General features: G+C 72.8%; 15 protein-coding genes and 1 riboswitch. Of the genes, 1 reads left to right on the top strand and 14 read right to left on the bottom strand.

The annotated features are described in order from the left end of the window. Positions 1-72: 72 nt before the first annotated feature. Together AOK18_RS16750 and AOK18_RS16745 are read right to left on the bottom strand one after the other, a co-directional pair. Positions 73-858: an SGNH/GDSL hydrolase family protein gene (locus AOK18_RS16750; protein WP_055694898.1), complete on the bottom strand. Its 786-nt coding sequence runs from the start codon at positions 856-858 to the stop codon at positions 73-75. A gap of 312 nt (positions 859-1,170) precedes the next feature. Then, positions 1,171-2,130 carry a LysM peptidoglycan-binding domain-containing M23 family metallopeptidase gene (locus tag AOK18_RS16745; protein ID WP_055694897.1) on the bottom strand — a complete coding sequence of 320 codons (960 nt, stop codon included), beginning with the start codon at positions 2,128-2,130 and terminating at the stop codon, positions 1,171-1,173. Between the two features lie 2 nt (positions 2,131-2,132). Further along, positions 2,133-2,297, bottom strand: a riboswitch (cyclic di-AMP (ydaO/yuaA leader). 517 nt (positions 2,298-2,814) lie between these two features. On the opposite strand from AOK18_RS16745, the gene AOK18_RS16740 reads away from it, so the two are divergent. Next, on the top strand, positions 2,815-3,612 hold the full coding sequence (locus AOK18_RS16740; protein ID WP_055694896.1) for a tyrosine-protein phosphatase: 798 nt from the start codon (positions 2,815-2,817) through the stop codon (positions 3,610-3,612). A 75-nt stretch (positions 3,613-3,687) separates the two neighbouring features. Here the strand turns inward: AOK18_RS16740 and AOK18_RS16735 are convergent, their stop codons facing one another. The 12 genes from AOK18_RS16735 to AOK18_RS16680 all read right to left on the bottom strand — a co-directional run. Continuing rightward, on the bottom strand, positions 3,688-3,810 hold the full coding sequence (locus AOK18_RS16735; RefSeq protein ID WP_055572108.1) for a DUF6126 family protein: 123 nt from the start codon (positions 3,808-3,810) through the stop codon (positions 3,688-3,690). Continuing rightward, positions 3,807-4,430 carry a helix-turn-helix domain-containing protein gene (locus AOK18_RS16730; RefSeq protein ID WP_055694895.1) on the bottom strand — a complete coding sequence of 208 codons (624 nt, stop codon included), beginning with the start codon at positions 4,428-4,430 and terminating at the stop codon, positions 3,807-3,809. Before AOK18_RS16730 ends, AOK18_RS16735 begins: the two co-directional genes overlap by 4 nt. Before the next feature lie 85 nt (positions 4,431-4,515). Then, the gene (locus AOK18_RS16725) at positions 4,516-5,931 is read right to left on the bottom strand and encodes an aspartate aminotransferase family protein (protein ID WP_055694894.1); all 1,416 of its coding nucleotides are present in this window, start codon (positions 5,929-5,931) and stop codon (positions 4,516-4,518) included. Positions 5,932-5,935: 4 nt separating this feature from the next. After that, a complete protein-coding gene (gene hpnH / locus AOK18_RS16720) occupies positions 5,936-6,958 on the bottom strand; it encodes an adenosyl-hopene transferase HpnH (RefSeq protein WP_055572111.1) in 1,023 nt (340 codons plus the stop codon). A gap of 5 nt (positions 6,959-6,963) precedes the next feature. After that, on the bottom strand, positions 6,964-7,605 hold the full coding sequence (locus AOK18_RS16715; protein WP_055694893.1) for a phosphorylase family protein: 642 nt from the start codon (positions 7,603-7,605) through the stop codon (positions 6,964-6,966). Further along, positions 7,605-9,701, bottom strand: a complete 2,097-nt coding sequence (gene shc / locus AOK18_RS16710) for a squalene--hopene cyclase (RefSeq protein WP_055694892.1) — start codon at positions 9,699-9,701, stop codon at positions 7,605-7,607. The genes AOK18_RS16715 and shc overlap by 1 nt, the downstream gene beginning before the upstream one ends. 122 nt (positions 9,702-9,823) lie before the next feature. Then, a complete protein-coding gene (locus AOK18_RS16705; protein WP_055694891.1) occupies positions 9,824-10,897 on the bottom strand; it encodes a polyprenyl synthetase family protein in 1,074 nt (357 codons plus the stop codon). Positions 10,898-10,959: 62 nt separating this feature from the next. Continuing rightward, on the bottom strand, positions 10,960-12,426 hold the full coding sequence (gene hpnE, locus AOK18_RS16700) for a hydroxysqualene dehydroxylase HpnE (protein WP_055694890.1): 1,467 nt from the start codon (positions 12,424-12,426) through the stop codon (positions 10,960-10,962). Between the two features lie 133 nt (positions 12,427-12,559). Then, the gene (hpnD, locus tag AOK18_RS16695) at positions 12,560-13,510 is read right to left on the bottom strand and encodes a presqualene diphosphate synthase HpnD (RefSeq protein WP_055572115.1); all 951 of its coding nucleotides are present in this window, start codon (positions 13,508-13,510) and stop codon (positions 12,560-12,562) included. Then, complete coding sequence (gene hpnC, locus AOK18_RS16690) at positions 13,507-14,430, bottom strand: squalene synthase HpnC (RefSeq protein ID WP_055694889.1); 924 nt, start codon at positions 14,428-14,430, stop codon at positions 13,507-13,509. The genes hpnD and hpnC overlap by 4 nt, the downstream gene beginning before the upstream one ends. A 359-nt stretch (positions 14,431-14,789) precedes the next feature. Continuing rightward, complete coding sequence (locus tag AOK18_RS16685; protein WP_055694888.1) at positions 14,790-15,578, bottom strand: ABC transporter ATP-binding protein; 789 nt, start codon at positions 15,576-15,578, stop codon at positions 14,790-14,792. Continuing rightward, the coding region (locus AOK18_RS16680) for an ABC transporter permease (RefSeq protein WP_157865113.1) at positions 15,571-16,038 on the bottom strand (468 nt) is incomplete at its 5' end. The genes AOK18_RS16685 and AOK18_RS16680, both read right to left, overlap by 8 nt.

Raw genomic sequence — 16,038 nt, 5'->3', positions numbered from 1 at the left:
GGCCGCCCCGGCGCCGGGGCGGCCACCGGCCGGAGAGCGCCCCGGAGCCGTGCCCGCACTCCCCGCTCCGCGTCATGCCACCGCGGCGATGCGCTCCCTGATGTCGACCGGGGACAGCGCGCCCTTCGCCGTCACGTGGTCCCCCGACGACTCCCCCCGCAGCCGGCGCCCTATCCACGGCACCAGGTACTCGCGCGCCCACTGGACATCGTCCCGCCGGACGTCGAGGCCGCCACGGGGCGGCAGCGGGGGCCAGGCCTGCTCCGGGTCGGCCGGGACGTCCAGGCCGAGGGTCTGTCCGGCGCGGAGCGCCACGCGCGTGTGCCCCTCGGGCGACAGGTGCAGCCGGTCGGTGTCCCAGGCCCTGCGGTCCTGGATGCTCCTGAGGGACCAGAGGTCGAGCACCGGGCAGCCGTACCGGTCGGCGACGGCCCGCACGTGCCCGTTGTAGGTGGCGATCTTGCCGCGCAGGTGCCTGAGCACGGGCACGCCGCGGGTGTCGAAGCCCGTCGTCACCAGAACCGTGCCGGAGACCGCCGTGAGCGCGGCGACCGCCCGCTCGAAACGCTCGGCCACCTCGTCCGGGTCGCTGCCGGGGCGCAGGATGTCGTTGCCGCCCGCGCAGAAGGAGACCAGCGCGGGGGCCAGTTCGACGGCCCGCGGAAGCTGGTCGGCGATGACCTGGTCGAGCAGTTTCCCGCGTACCGCGAGATTCGTGTACCGGAAGTCCCCTTCGGGACGCCGGTCGGCGAGGAGCACCGCGAACCGGTCGGCCCAGCCGACGAACGCCCCGTCGGGTCCGGGGTCGCCGACGCCCTCGGTGAAGCTGTCCCCCACCGCCACGTACGACCCGATCACTGCCTTGCTGTCATTCTTCGAATCGTCTGCCACAACCGGACATGATCCACCTTCGAATGTGACCTACGCGACCGTAGGAAGGCATTGACGCACGGTGAGATAAGCCACTCGCGAAGCGCCGTCCCCTCCGGAATAGCCGCCCCGGCGGAGATGTTGACCGGCGGACGACGTGACGCGCGGAACACCCCCGCATTCCCGGCCGGTGTTCCCGGTGCCCCCTTCCCGTGAGCGCACCGGACGCGCAGGGCGCGCCGAGGGCCGGCCCCCGGGATCGGGGTCCGGCCCTCGGCGCGTCGGGCGGGTCGGCTCGGGTCAGCCGATGGAGACGCCCTTGCCGCGGAGGTAGGAGACCGGGTCCACGTCCGAGCCGTAGTTCGGCGTGGTGCGGATCTCGAAGTGCAGGTGCGGGCCGGTCGAGTTGCCGGTGGAGCCGGCGAGGCCGACCTGCTGGCCGCCGCTGACGGCCTGACCGGCCGAGACGGACAGCGAGGACAGGTGGGCGTACTGGGCGTAGTGGCCGTCGTTCAGCTTGATGACGACCTGGTTGCCGTACGAGCCGGCCCAGCCGGCGGAGACGACGGTGCCCGCGCCCACGGCCTTCAGGGAGGTGCCGGTCGGGACGGCGAAGTCGACACCGGTGTGGTAGCCGCTGGACCACATGCCGCCGGCCACCTTGTAGGCGGTGCCGAGGCCGCCGCCGGGCACCGGCGAGCTGTAGCCGGAGGCGGTCGCGGCCTGCTTCGCGGTGGTCGAACCGGAGGAGGGCTTCGGCGCGGACCGCTCGGCGAGTCCGCCGGCCGTCGAGGGCTTCGGCGCGGACGGCTTCGGCGCGGCCGAGGAGGGCGCCTCGGAGGAGGGGGCCTTCTTCGGCGTGCCGGCCGCGGCGGCCTTGCCGTCGACCGAGAGCTTCAGGCCGGGGTGGATGAGCGACGGGTCGTCGCCCACGGCCTCGCGGTTGTCGGAGTAGAGCTGCTTCCAGCCGCCGTCGACGTTCTCGGACGCGGCGATCTTCGCCAGGTAGTCGCCGCCCTTCACGATGTACGTGCGGGTGCCGTGGTTCTTGTCGCCGTCGGTCTTCACGCCGTCAGACGCCTTGCCGGCGACGGAGTACGACTGGACGGCCTTCTCCGGGGCGGCCTGCGGAGCGGCGGCGTTCGCTCCGGTGGCGCCGAGGAGCGGCAGGGCGAGCGCGGCGCCACCGGTTCCGGCGACGGCTATGGAACGGGTGAGGCGCGCAGCGCTGGGACGACGGTGCTTACCCTGTGCGGGCATGACGAATTCCTCTCCGGCGCCTACGAGGTGAGCTGTCGGGTGCGGACTGGAGATGCCCGGCCGCGTCGAGGACGCGGCTTAACCCCAAGCCGTTCCGGAGACCGGAACAGGCAGTCGTACCTGTGGGTCCCCCGCTCCTGCCATACACGGGTCAGAGTGTGAAGGCTCCGGACAGCGGCAGGATTAGGCGTCCGTCCGGATCGATGGCGAACGTAGGCGACCGAGACGCAAAGGGACAAGCGCGATCTTCCGAACGAAGGCGCTTTTTCGTGATCCATTGGCCCGAAAACCGTCACTCAGAGTCGCCCCGGATTCCCGGCGCCCCCCGAATCCCCCTGCGGAATACCGGAATTACGTGCACATGGCGACAACACATCGTCACCTCTATGACGATGCTCACCACTCCTTCCCCATCTCCCTTTCTATCGGGGCACGTTATGGCGAAATTCCTTAAACGGACAGAACGCCCTAATGGGTGAATCATGGGCAGTTCCACCGGTCCGGACCGGGGATCCGGACCGGATCCGTCCGCGCCGCCGGCTCCGTGCCGCCGGGTCTTCCCTGGCATCCCCTCTCCACTCCGGTGGCCCCGTCGCCCACGCATCGCCCCTGCTGGGCATGCCGTATCGTCGGGTGACGCCCGCCGCCGACGCGCCGGCGGCGCAGAGTGGGAGAGGGGCCCCCGTGACGCAGCAGATCCCGTCGACCGAACCCGAGCTCACCGGAGTGCGCAATTTCCGTGATGTGGGCGGTCTGCCGACCGTCGACGGCCGCCGGGTGCGGCACGGGGTGCTGTTCCGCAGCGGCCACCTCGCGCACGCCACGGAGGAGGACGCCGCCTTCCTGTCCTCCCTGGGGCTGCACACCGTCTTCGACTTCCGCAACGCGGCCGACCACAAGCTGGACGGGCGGGACATCGAGCTGCCCGGCGTGCGCAATGTGAACCTGCCGCTGAGCGACCCGGCCGACGGCGCCGAGTTCTGGAGGATGGTCCGTGACGGGGACCTGGACCAGCTCCGCTCGATCCTCGCCGACGGCAAGGGGGCGGAGCGGATGATCCTCTCCTACCGCACGACGGTGAGGGAACGCACCGCCGAGCACTCCCAGGTGCTGCTCTCGCTCGCCGGGGAGTCCCTGCCCGCGCTGATGCACTGCGCGGCGGGCAAGGACCGCGCGGGCCTGTCGGTGGCGGTGACGCTGCTCGCGCTGGGTGTGGAACGGGACGCGATCTTCGACGACTACCTGAAGTCCAGCGCCGCGCACCGCCGCTACAAGGTGCGCCGCAGCGGCACCTCCGCCTCCGCCTACTCCCCCGAGGTCATGGAGCTGCTCGACCCCCTGTTCGACGCCCGCGCCGAGTACCTGTCGGCCGCGCTGGAGACGATCGAGGAGACCTGGGGCGGCGTGGACCCCTACCTCGAGCGGGCGCTCGGGCTCACCCCCGGGAAACGGGAGCGGCTGCGCGAACGCATGCTGGACTGAGCGGTCCCCCGGCCGGGCGGGCGCCCGGCCGGGGGACCGCGGGAGCGCCCGGCTCCTGCCGCGTCCGTCCCGGGACTACTGCTTCGCGCCCACCTCGAACAGCAGGTAGATGAAGCCCGCGAAGAGGTGCCCCACCACCACGTAGACGAACAGCCTCACCCACAGGGCGCGGGGAAACTTCTCCTCCAGGTCTTTCATGACACATCTCCTCGGGTGGGGCCCAGGCACAGGGCGGCCGTGGGACTCTGCAGCAGGGTGTGGACGAACAGCAACTCGACCCCGTCGGGGCCCTCGGCGGCGATGCGGTGCGGGGTCAGCGAGTCGAAGTGCGCGCTGTCGCCCGGGGCCAGGCGGTGCAGGGCGTCCCCGAGGCGCAGCCGCAGCCGCCCCTTGAGGACGTGCAGCCACTCCTCGCCCGGGTGGACCCGCACGATGTCGCCCTGGGCCCCGTACGGGACCTGGACCCGCAGGGCCTGCATCCCGCGGCCGGGGGAACCGGCCTGCCAGTACGTCCAGCCGCCCGCGGAGGTCGGCTCCATGTCGCCGGCGCGCGTCACCGCCTCGCGGTCGGCGGTCGTCTCGCCGAGCAGTTCGGAAACCGTCGTACCGTAGGTGCGGGCGAGGGAGAGCAGCATCGGCAGCGAGGGCTGGCGCTGCCCGGTCTCCAGCCGGGAGAGATGGGCGGGCGACAGTCCCGCGTCGCGTGCGGCGGCCTCCAGCGTCAGGGAGGCCCGGCGCCTCAGTGCGCGCAGCTGCGGGGCGACCGCGGGAAGCGCGTCGGCCGGCCCGGTCCGCGGCTCGGCCTCAGGGGGGTTCATGGCCCCATTCAGCCGTATCTTTGCCTGAGGGGCAAATTCCTTGCCTCACAGGCAAAACCCGTCCGGCCGGCCGGACGTCATGGTCTCACCGGTCGGTGACCGCCTGTTTCACCAGGGTCCTGCCGAACTCCCACACCAGACCGCCGTCGTGGGCGTCGTCCATGACGGCGGTGAAGGCGGCCACGAACCGGTCCACCTCCCGCTCGCCGATGATCAGCGGCGGGATCAGCTTGATCACCTCCAGGTGGTCGCCGGAGACCTGGGTGAGGATCCTGTGCTTGCGCAGCAGCGGTACGACCACCATCTGTGCGAAGAGTCCCTTGCGCGCGGCCTGCAGCGCGGCCCAGCGGCCCCGCAGCCCCAGCGACCGCGGCCGGCCGAACTCGATGCCGATCATCAGGCCCCGGCCGCGGACGTCGGCGAGCAGCTCGTAGGTGTCGACGAGGGCCGCGAGCCGGGACCGCAGCAGTTCCCCGGTGACCCGGGCGTTCGCGACGATCCGCTCGTCCTCCATCACCGCCAGCACCGCCAGGCCGGCGGCCATCGCCTGGGCGTTGCCCCCGAAGCTGGCCGAGTGGACCAGCACCCGGTCCATCGACGAGTAGACCTTGCGGAAGATCCAGTCCCTGCCGAGCGTGGCCCCCACCGGCACATAGCCGCCGGAGAGCGCCTTGGCCACGCACACCAGGTCCGGTTCGACCCCTTCCTCGTGCTGGTAGGCGTAGAAGTCGCCGGTCCGCCCCAGTCCGGTCTGCACCTCGTCGGCGATCAGCAGCGCCCGGTGCCGGTGCAGCAGTTCCTGGGCGGCGCGCAGGTAGCCGGGCGGGGCCGCGTGCACCCCCTTGCCCTGGACGGGTTCCACGATGAGGGCGGCGACGTCGCCCCGGGCCAGCTCCCGCTCCAGCGCGTCCACATCGCCCAGGGGCACGGCCGTGTCGGGCAGCAGCGGGGCGAAGCCGTCCCGGAAGCCGGATTCGCCGTTGACGGACAGGGAACCGGTGGTCAGCCCGTGGAAGGCGTGCGCGCAGTACAGCACGCGGGGTCTTCCGGTCGCGCGGCGGGCGAACTTCAGCGCGGTCTCGACCGCCTCCGTGCCGCTGTTGCCGAAGAACACCCGGTCCAGGTGGGGGCTGTGGGTGAGCAGCTTCTCGGCCAGCAGTCCGGGCAGCGGCGGGCAGTCGAAGCGGGTGAGGTCGGCGAGCGAGGCGTCGAGGACGTCGTGCAGCGCCTTGCGGACCACGGGGTGGTGGCGCCCCAGGCCCATCACCCCGAATCCGGCGAGCATGTCCAGGTGGTCGTTGCCGTCCGCGTCCCAGAAGTGGGCGCCCTCGGCGCGTTCGTAGACCTTGTCGAAGCCGATGGTGCGCAGCATGCGCGGGAGCTGGTGGTTGAGGTGTCTGGTGTGCAGTTCGTAGCGTTCGGCCCCGCGCTCGGCCAGCAGCGCGCCGAGGTCGAAGCCCCCGGCCCGCGGGGGCTGCGGGGCGGGCTCCGCGGTGGTCACGGCCTCACTCCCTGTTTCCCGAGACCGTCTCGCGCAGGGCGCGCAGGGACTCCTTCAGGGATCCCGTGGTGGCGAGGACGGCGGTGGGCTCGTAGCCGCAGTGCGCCATGCAGTTGGCGCAGCGCGGGTCCTTGCCGCGGCCGTACCTGTCCCAGTCGGTCTCCTCGATCAGCTCCCGGTACGTCGGGACGTAGCCGTCGCTCATCAGGTAGCAGGGGCGCTGCCAGCCGAAGAGGGAGTAGTTGGGGATCGCCCACGCCGTGCAGGGGAAGTCGACCCGGCCCTCGAGGAAGTCCAGGAACAGCGGGGAGTGGTTGAGCCGCCAGCGGCGCCGGTTGCCGCCGGCGAACGCCTTCCGGAACAGCTCGCGGGTCTGCTCCACCCCGAGGAAGTGCTCCTGGTCGGGGGCCTTCTCGTAGGCGTAGGCGGGCGAGATCATCATCTCGTCGACCTTCAGGTCGTCGTTGAGGTAGTCGAGCACCTCGACGACGGTCTGCGGGGTGTCGGTGTTGAAGAACGTGGAGTTGGTGGTGGTGCGGAAGCCGCGCCGTTTGGCCTCCTTGATGGCCTCCACCGCTTCGTCGAACACCCCTTCCTTGGCGACCGACTCGTCGTGCCGCTCCCGCAGTCCGTCGATGTGCACGGCGAACGCGAAGTACGGGGAGGGGGTGAACCTGTCCATCTTCTTGCGCATCAGCAGGGCGTTGGTGCACAGGAAGACGTACTTCCGCCGGGCGACCAGCTGGCGCACGATCTCGTCGATCTGGGGGTGCATCAGCGGTTCACCGCCGGCGATGGACACCATGGGGGCGCCGGACTCCAGCACCGCGCCCACCGCCTGGGCGACCGGCATGCGCTGCTTCAGCACTCCTGCCGGATGCTGGATCTTGCCGCACCCCTCGCAGGCGAGGTTGCAGGCGTAGAGCGGTTCCAGTTCGACGATGAGCGGGAACTTGTCCCGCCCGCGGAGCTTCTGTCCGGCCAAGTACGTAGCGACCTTGATGGACTGACGCAGTGGCATGGCCATCTGGCTCACCTCCTGGGGAGCAGCAAGGAACGGTGCCATTCGAGATAAGCGGGGAGAACGGAACGAAGAACGCGGAAAGCCGATATTCCACCGCGCACCGTGCCGATCCGGACCAGTTCGTGCTCGGGAGCGTCCACGACCACCCGTACGGCCGCAACGGGGCGCGCACCCGCGCGGACGGCGCCCAGGAGCGTGGCCGCGGACTCCATGTCGGCCGCGATCGCACCGGTGGCCAGCAGCTCGGCCCGTTCGTTCCCCCGGACCACGTGCCCGGAGCCGGTGAGCGGCCCGGTGTGGACGGTGCGCCCCGGCACGACCCGGGCCAGTTCCCTCACCAGCACGTCGGTCCCGACGCACGGCACGCCGCCGCGCGGGTCGCGGGTCTCCCCGGCGACCACCAGGTCGCCGGGGTGCATCCCGGGGGCCAGTCCGGCGCAGAAGCCGGTGGCCAGCACGGCGGCGTCGCGCAGTGCCGGGCCGGCCAGCGCCCGGGTGACGGAGCGCTCGGCCGCCGCGGGGCCCATGCCCGTGCGCAGGACGGTGACCGGCCCGTCGGTGCCGCCGCGGCCCTTTCCGCGCAGGGCGATCCGCTCGATGCCGAGCGCGCAGGCGATCAGCAACGGCGCCGGGGCCGCCGGGGGGCTCATCAGCCGCCCTTCGCCTCGGCCGGTTGCTGCTGTGCGCCGGTGCCCGGCGCGACGGCGCCCACCGTGTCCGCCCCGGGCGGTACCGCCGGCACTTTTGCCGGCTGCCGCGCCGGCGGCTCGGCGAACGGCTCCCCGTTCACGTACCGGCCGAGCGCGGTGAGCGGAAAGACCTGCCGGTAGAGGTGGTAGTTGATGGAGAAGTCCCAGGGGAACCCGGTGCCCGTGAAGTAGGGCTCGTCCCAGGAACCGTCCTCGTGCTGGGTGACCGCCAGCCAGGCGATGCCGCGTTCGACGGCCGCGGACTCCCTCTCGCCCGCCGCCAGCAGGGCCATCAGCGCCCAGCCGGTCTGCGAGGGGGTCGAGGCGCCCCTGCCGCTCCACCGGCGGGAGTCGCGGTAGGAGCGCAGGTCCTCGCCCCATCCGCCGTCGTCGTTCTGGACCGACTCCAGCCAGGACACGGCCCGCCGGATCGCCGGGTGCGAGCCGGGAAGGCCGGCGGCGACCAGCGCGGGCACCACGGATCCGGTCCCGTAGAGGTAGTTGACGCCCCAGCGCCCGAACCACGAACCGTCCGGTTCCTGTTCGGCGAGCAGCCACCGGACGCCGCGCCTGGTGCGCGGGTCGTGGGCGAGCCCTTCGACGGCGAGCATCTCCACGACGTGCGCGGTGACGTCGGCCGACGGCGGGTCGATGACCTCGCCGAAGTCGCAGAACGGCAGCCGGTTGGGGAACGGGCTGGTGTTGTCGACGTCGAAGGCGCCCCAGGCGCCGTTGCGGGACTGCATGCCGAGGTTCCAGCGGACCCCGCGGCCGATGGCGTTGTCCACCCGCTCCGGGTCGTGGTGCCTGACCCGGCGGAGCGCGAGGACCACCTCGGCGGTGTCGTCGATGTCGGGGTAGTTGTCGTTGTGGAACTCGAACGCCCACCCCCCGGGCGTCAGTCCGGGTCTGCGCACCGACCAGTCGCCGGGCCGTACGACCTGTTCGCCGAGCATCCAGTCGGCGGCTCTGACCAGTTGGGGGTGGTCGGCGGGCAGACCGGCGTCGGCGAGGGCGATGGTCGCGAGGCAGGTGTCCCACACCGGGGACTGGCAGGCCTCGATCATCCGGGCGCCGTCCTCGCGCCACACGGCGAACCGGTCCAGGGAGTGGAGCCCGGCGCGCATCACCGGGTGGTTCAGGTCGTAGCCGAGCAGGTGCAGCGCGATGACGGAGTAGACGGCGGGCGGCTGGATGCCGCCCCAGCAGCCGTCGTTCTCCTGGCGCTCGATGATCCAGCGGGCCGCGGTGTTCATCGCCGCCCTGCGCAGCCGGCGCGGGACGGCCCGGCGCAGGGTGTGCAGGCCCCTGTCGAGCCGCTGGAAGGCGCCGTCCCAGCTGAGCACCGGGGCCATCCGTCCGGGAGGGTTGGGCCTGGCCGGGTCGGTGTGCAGTTCGTCGAGCGGGAACGGGGCGGGCCGTACCGGCCGCTCGGCGGAGACGATCGTCAGCGGGACGATGGTCTGGCGGGCCCAGCAGCCGAAGTCGTAGATGTTGAGCGGCACCCAGGACGGGAACCAGATCAGCTCGGGCGGGAGTTCGGGCAGGTCCTCCCACTTCCACCAGCCGAACAGGGCCAGCCAGATCCGGGTGAAGACCCGGGAGGCGGCGACTCCGCCCCGGTCGCGGACCCAGGCGGCGGCGCGCGCCATGTGCGGGGCGTCCGGCGGGTCGCCGGCCAGCCGCAGCGCGACGTACGCCTCGATGGTGGCGGAGAGGTCGCCGGGCCCGCCGTAAAAGGTGGCCCAGGTGCCGTCCTCGCGCTGCTCGCCCCGGATGAACAGGGCGGCCGCGCGGGTGGTCCCCTCCTCGAGGATGCCCAGGAACTGACGCAGCAGCAGGTCCTCGGCGTCCATCGTGACGTTGGTCTCGAGGTCTCCCTTCCACCAGCCCTGGTCGTCCTGGCGGGACAGCAGGAACTCGGTGGCGCGCCGCATGGCGTCGGCGGCGATGCCGGGTACCCCGGCCGCCGCGGGGATGTCGGTGTCGGTGTCGCTGGCCGCGGCCACCGGGGCCGGCCACGCGGCCCCGGTGCTTCCGTCGGTCGTCGCTGTCATGGCTTCCCCTTCGTGCAGTCCTGCAATGCGTGCGTCTGCTGTGGGTCCGCCGTCGGCCGGTGTCGTGCTCCTCCCCGCAACACCGGCCGGCGACTACGCGGGGGCTATTCGACCGATGGTGATCATCTCTTTCGTACGACGACGAAGTCCGCGAGCGCCGTGAACTGCTCCCGCACCCTGTCGGGCATGTCGACGGCGTCGAGGGCCTCGATGGCGATGGTGTGCTGGCGGCGTGCCTCCTGGGCGGTCCACTCCCGTCCGCCGGCCTGTTCGATGAGGGCCGCGCGGGCCGCGAACTCCTCCTCGGAGAAGTGCGCGAAGTCGCTGCTCCCCGCGTCGGCGGCGAGGATCTCCGCGAGCTGTTCGGAGGCCGGGCCGTCCGCGGCGAGCGCCGCGACGACCGGGAGGGACTTCTTGCGCTGGCGCAGGTCGCTCCAGGTCTGCTTGCCGGTGGCCGCCGGGTCGCCCCAGATGCCGAGGAGGTCGTCGACGGCCTGGAAGGCCAGGCCGAGGTGGTAGCCGTACTTCTCCAGGGTGTCCGCGGTGTGCGGGTCCGCGCCGCCGAGCACCGCGCCGACGGAGCTGGCGCAGGCCAGCAGGGCGCCGGTCTTGTTGCCCTCCATCTCCAGGCACTCCTCGACGCCGACCCGGTCGCGGTGCTCGTAGGAGATGTCCTGCGCCTGGCCGTCGATGAGGGCGCGGGTGGCGGTGGTCAGCCGGCGGGCGGCCCGGCCGGCCTCGGCGGTGCCGAGTTCCAGCAGCACCTCGTTGGCGAGGGCGAACAGGGCGTCGCCGACCAGGATGGCCTGGGCGGGGCCGTGCACCTTCCAGACGGTGTCGCGGTGCCTGCGCTGCTCGTCGCCGTCCATGAGGTCGTCGTGCAGCAGGGAGAAGTTGTGGACGAGTTCGACGGCGACCGCTCCGGGGACGCCGACCTCGGGGGCGGCGCCGGTGACCTCGGCGGACAGCACGGCGAGTGCGGGGCGCACGGCCTTGCCGCCGTCGCCGTCGGCGGGCCTGCCCTGGGCGTCGATCCAGCCGAAGTGGTAGGCGGCGACGGTGTCCATGGGGGGCGCCAGGCGGCCGATGGCCGCCCGCAGTACCGGCATGGCCAGTGTCCTGCCGCGCTCCAGGAGCGCGGGCACGTCCGCCGCGGTCCTTCCAGCGGCCTTCGAGGCCGGGGGCACAGTGGGCACAGTCTCTCCTCTTGTTGCGGTACCGGGGGTGCGGGGGCCCGCCACGGCGGGTGCGTCGGCGCTCACCGGAGTCCCTCTCGCACGGCGGGGGCCGGGGTGCCGCGGCCGGCCGTCCCGTTCCCCGCGAAGAGGTGCCGGGGCCGGGGTCGGCCCAGGGTGCTCAGCGCGGCGTCCGCCGCGCCGACGCCGCTGCGGACCGCACCCTCCATGGTCGCGGGCCACCCGGTGGCGGTCCACGCTCCGGCCAGGTAGAGGCCGGGAGCCTTGGTGCGGGCGCCGGGCCTGAGCCGTCCGACGCCGGGGGCGGGCGCGAACGTGGCGGCGCGCTCCCGGGTGACGAAGAAGTCCCGCACGACGGCGCCGCGGGCGCGCGGCAGCAGGCGCTCCAGTTCGGGCAGGTAGCGCTCGCGCAGCACGGCCACGGGCTCGTCGATGTCGTTCTGGGCGACCGACTGCGAGATGGCCAGGTACTGCCCCTCCCGCAGGCCGGAGGCCCGGGTGCGGTCGAAGACCCACTGCAGGGGGCTGCCGAGGGCCGCGAAGAAGGGACTGGTGAGCACCGTCCGGTCGTAGACGACGTGGAGGTTGAGGATCGGCGCGGTGCCGATGCCGAGGAGCCGCCCGGGGTCGTCGAGCGCACCGGCGGGCAGCAGGTCGTGCGCCTCGCGCTGCGGTACGGCGAGGACGACGGCGTCCGCGTGGAGGGTCTCGCCGGGAACCTCCACGCTCCAGCTCCCGTCGCCGCGCGGGGAGACGGAGGTGACGCGGGTGCGGACCTCGGTGCGCACGCCCGCGGAGTCGAGTGCCTTGCGGGTCAGCCGGTCGTGCAGTTCGCCCAGGGGGACGTGCGCCCAGCCGATGTCGGCCGCGCCCGGGTCGGACAGCAGACCGGTCTTGAAGACCATCGCGGCGAGTGCCAGCGACGCGTCGCCCGCGACCGCGTTGAGGGTGGCGACCCCCACCAGGTCCCACAGGGCCTCGACCGCACGCGGCGACTGGCCGTGCGCGGCCAGCCAGCTGCCGAAGTCCTGGTCGTCGAGGGCGGGATCGGCGGGATCGAGTCCCTTGAGCGCGAGCGCGGCCCGGCCCACGTTCGCCCGTTCGGCGAGCGAGAGGTGCGGGTAGGCGGCGAGGCTGCGTCCCAGGTGCAGGGGTACGGGCAGCGGGTCGCGGCGCAGCCGGCCGAGCCGGCGCCCCTCGGGTCGGCCGGCGTCGATCACGGGCACGTCGAGGCGGTTCTGCAGCGGGGCCAGGGCGGCTCCCTCGATCCGGTCGAGGAGCCATCGGTAGGCGGTGCAGCAGCGCAGGTAGACGTGCTGGCCGTTGTCGACGGTCAGGTCGCCGCGCTGGAAGGAGAAGGCGAGTCCGCCGAGCCGGGGGCGTCCTTCGAGCAGGGTGACGCGCACGCCGGCGTCGGCGAGCGCGAGCGCGGCGGTGGCGCCGGCGAGCCCGCCGCCGACCACGACGGCGTGCCGCCCCGCCGGGGCGCCGCCGGCGAGCGGCTCCTCGGATCCGGTCACACGGGTCATGACGCGTCCTCCCCCGCCCGGCCGCCGTGCCGCCGGTCCGGTGCGCGGCGGGCCGTCCCGGCCGGGGTCGCGGGGCGGCAAAGGGGCGCGCCCCGCTTGCCGGCGGTGCCGTCGGACGGGAGCGGGGTGCCCATCAGGCGTGCCTCCTGACGGTCCGCCGGGCGACGTGCCGGGTGTCCAGGCCGGACAGCCCGCGCACCGCGACGTAGGCCTTCTCCCGTCCGGGCAGGGAGACCCGGCCGCGCAGCACGGCCTCGGGCTCGCGCTCGATGCGGTCCAGGAGGCGGCGGTAGATGCCGGCCATGGCGGCGACACAGGCGCCGCTGCGCCGGTCGAGGAGGGGCAGCAGCCGGTAGCCCTCGGCGAACAGGGCGCGGGCCCGGCGCACCTCGAAGTGGATGAGCCCGGTGAAGTCGGAGCCCTCCGGCGGGACCGGCCCGTCGAACCCGGCGGAGCAGCCGAACTTGGCCAGGTCGTCGGCGGGCAGGTAGGTGCGCCCGCCCTCGGCGTCCTCCCGGACGTCCCTCAGGATGTTGGTGAGCTGGAGCGCGAGGCCCAGCGTGTCGGCGTACTCGGGGGCGCGTTCGGCGCCCCGGGCCCCGGGTTCGGTGCCGAAGACGCCGAGGGAGACCCGTCCGATGGCGCCGGCGACGCAGCGGCAGTAGACCTTCAGGTCGTCCCAGGTCTCGTAGGTCTCGCCGCGCAGGTCCATCCGGACGCCGTCGATCAGCTCGTCCAGGCCGCCGAGCGGGACCGGGAACCGCCGCGCGGTGTGCGCGAGGGCGACGGCGACCGGGTCGGTGTCGTCCTCGTCGACCGCCCCGTCCCGGAGCCGGGTGAGCAGCGTCCGGGTGTCCTCGAGCCGGGCGGCCTTGACGTCGTCCGGCAGCGTGCCGTCGCCGATGTCGTCGACGCGCCGGGAGAACGCGTACAGCGCCGACATCGCGCGCCGCTTGGGCGTCGGCAGCAGCCGGATGCCGTAGGCGAAGTTCCGGGCCTGCGCTCCGGTGACGGCCTCGCAGTAACGGTATGCGGCGAGCACCGGCGCCGACGTGTCTGTGTCCGGCTCCACGGCCCGGATCACCCCTCTCCTCGCAGCGTCGTGCCGGCCTCGCGCAGCAGCCGGAGCTTGCCGGGCGCGGGCGGGCCGGGAAGTACGTCGTATTCGGCGGCGGTGATCGCGCCCAGGGCCGCCCGTCCCCCTGCCACGAATCCCGCGAGCAGCAGCTTCAGCCTGCCGCGGACGCTGTCCACCAGGGGCGCGCCCTCGTCCAGGAGTTCCCGGGCGCGCTGCGCCTGGAACGCGATCAGCGCGCGTACCGACGCGCCGGCGTGCGGCGCGGCGAGGTCCGCCTCCTCGACGTGGAAGCGCTCCATGTCCTCGGCGGGCAGGTAGACGCGGTCGCGGCCGAGGTCCTCGGCCACGTCCTGGAGGTGCTCGACGATCTGGAGGGCGGTGCAGACCGCGTCGGAGCGGCGGACCCGCTCGGGGGTCGAGGTGCCGGTGACGCCGAGGACCAGGCGGCCGACCGGGTTGGCCGACAGTGCGCAGTAGGCGAGCAGGTCGTCGTAGGTCCGGTAGCGGGTGACGACCTGGTCCTGGCGGTTGGCGGCGATCAGGCCGAGGAAGGGTTCGGGGGGCAGGCCGCGGCGGTGGACCGTCGGCTGGAGCCGGCGCAGCAGCGGATGGCGCGGGACGGAGTCGAACACGCGGTGCAGGTCCGCCTCGAAGGCGTCCAGCAGCACCGTCCGGTCGTCCGCCCGGTCGGGGGCGACGCCGAGCAGTGCGGCGTCGGCACCGCCGGGGGCCAGATCGCCGTCGCCGATGTCGTCGACGAGGCGGGCGTAGCCGTAGACCGCCATCAGGTCGGCGCGCCAGGCTCGGGGCAGGAAGAACGGCGCCACCGGGAAGTTCTCGGCGGCGGCCTTGTCGAGGGTGGCGCGTTCGGGGTCCAGGGGGGCGCGCGCGGTGCCGTCCGCGTGTGTCGTGCCGGTTCGCGTCATCGCCGGCTGCCCTGGGCGGGGACGGCGCACACTGCGGTGAGCTGGGGAGTCTCCGTAGCCATTGCCGTCACATCTTCCGTTCTACACTGCTGACCCAATACGCACTATTTCGGACACGCCGCCCGCGCTTCCGCCCGGCGGGGTCACCCGTCGGTGTCGCGCGTTATGGCCCCGATTGCCGCCTTTGGGGCCCGCTACAGCTTACGGGGTACGGCGCGGCACGGGCCGCCGGGGTCTCCTCGCGCCCCGGACAACGCACCGCGCGGCGTCAGGGTTCCTGGGCACGGCGGGAGCCGGCGCTTCTTTCCCGGACGCCGGGTCCCTTGGGCCGGCGGCGGCCGGGTCCGGGACGGACCGGACTACCTGCCGGTGAACTTCTCGTACTCCTTGAGCACCTCGTCGGTCGGGCCGTCCATGCGCAGCTCGCCGCGCTCCAGCCACAGCACGCGGTCGCAGGTGTCGCGGATCGACTTGTTGTTGTGGCTGACCAGGAAGACGGTGCCGGCCTCCTTGCGCAGTTCCCTGATCCGCGCCTCGGAGCGCTTCTGGAACTTGCGGTCGCCGGTGGCCAGCGCCTCGTCGATCATCAGGACGTCGTGGTCCTTGGCGGCGGCGATGGAGAAGCGCAGCCGGGCGGCCATGCCGGAGGAGTAGGTGCGCATCGGCAGGGTGATGAAGTCGCCCTTCTCGTTGATGCCGGAGAAGTCGACGATCTCCTGGTAGCGCTCCCGGATCTGCTCGCGGGACATGCCCATGGCCAGTCCGCCGAGTATGACGTTGCGCTCGCCGGTGAGGTCGTTCATCAGGGCGGCGTTGACGCCCAGCAGGGAGGGCTGGCCGTCGGTGTAGACCTTGCCCTTCTCGGCGGGGAGCAGGCCCGCGATGGCCCGCAGCAGGGTCGACTTGCCCGAGCCGTTGGAGCCGATCAGGCCGATGGCCTCGCCCCGGCGGGCGACGAAGGAGACCCCGCGCACGGCGTGCACCGTGCGCACGCCCCGTGCCTGGTCGTCCTTGCCCCGCCGTATCATCCGGCTGAGCGCCGCCGTGGCGCTGCCGCGACCGCCGCGGGCGCCGTTGACGCGGTAGACGATGTGCAGGTCGTCCGCGATGACGGTGGGGATGTGGGTGCCCTTCCTCTCGTCAGCCACGGCCGTAGGTCTCCTCAGCCTTCCAGAAGTAGACGAAGCCGATCACGCCGGCCAGCAGCGCCCAGCCCACCGCGAACGCCCACACGTGCGACGGCAGGTACGAGGACCCGTAACCGTCGATCATCGCGAAGCGCACCAGGTCCATGTAGACCGCGGCCGGATTCCACTGCAGCACGTCGGCCAGCCAGGACGGCACGTCCTTGCCGGCGAGCATCGCCGGGATGCTGAACATCACGCCCGAGGCGTACATCCAGGTGCGCAGCACGAACGGCATCAGCTGCGCCAGGTCCGGGGTCCGGCTGCCCAGCCGGGCGAAGACCAGCGCGAGCCCGGTGTTGAAGACGAACTGCAGCAGCAGCGCGGGCACCACCAGCAGCCAGGACAACCCCGGCATGCTGCCGAACGCCATCACCACCACGACCAGCACGACCATCGAGAACAGCAGCTGCTGCAGCTGCTG

The sequence above is a fragment of the Streptomyces prasinopilosus genome (assembly GCF_001419695.1).
Taxonomy (GTDB): domain Bacteria; phylum Actinomycetota; class Actinomycetes; order Streptomycetales; family Streptomycetaceae; genus Streptomyces; species Streptomyces prasinopilosus.
The sequence above is the reverse complement of the archived record's forward strand: the minus strand, read 5'-3'. Positions and strand labels throughout refer to the sequence as shown.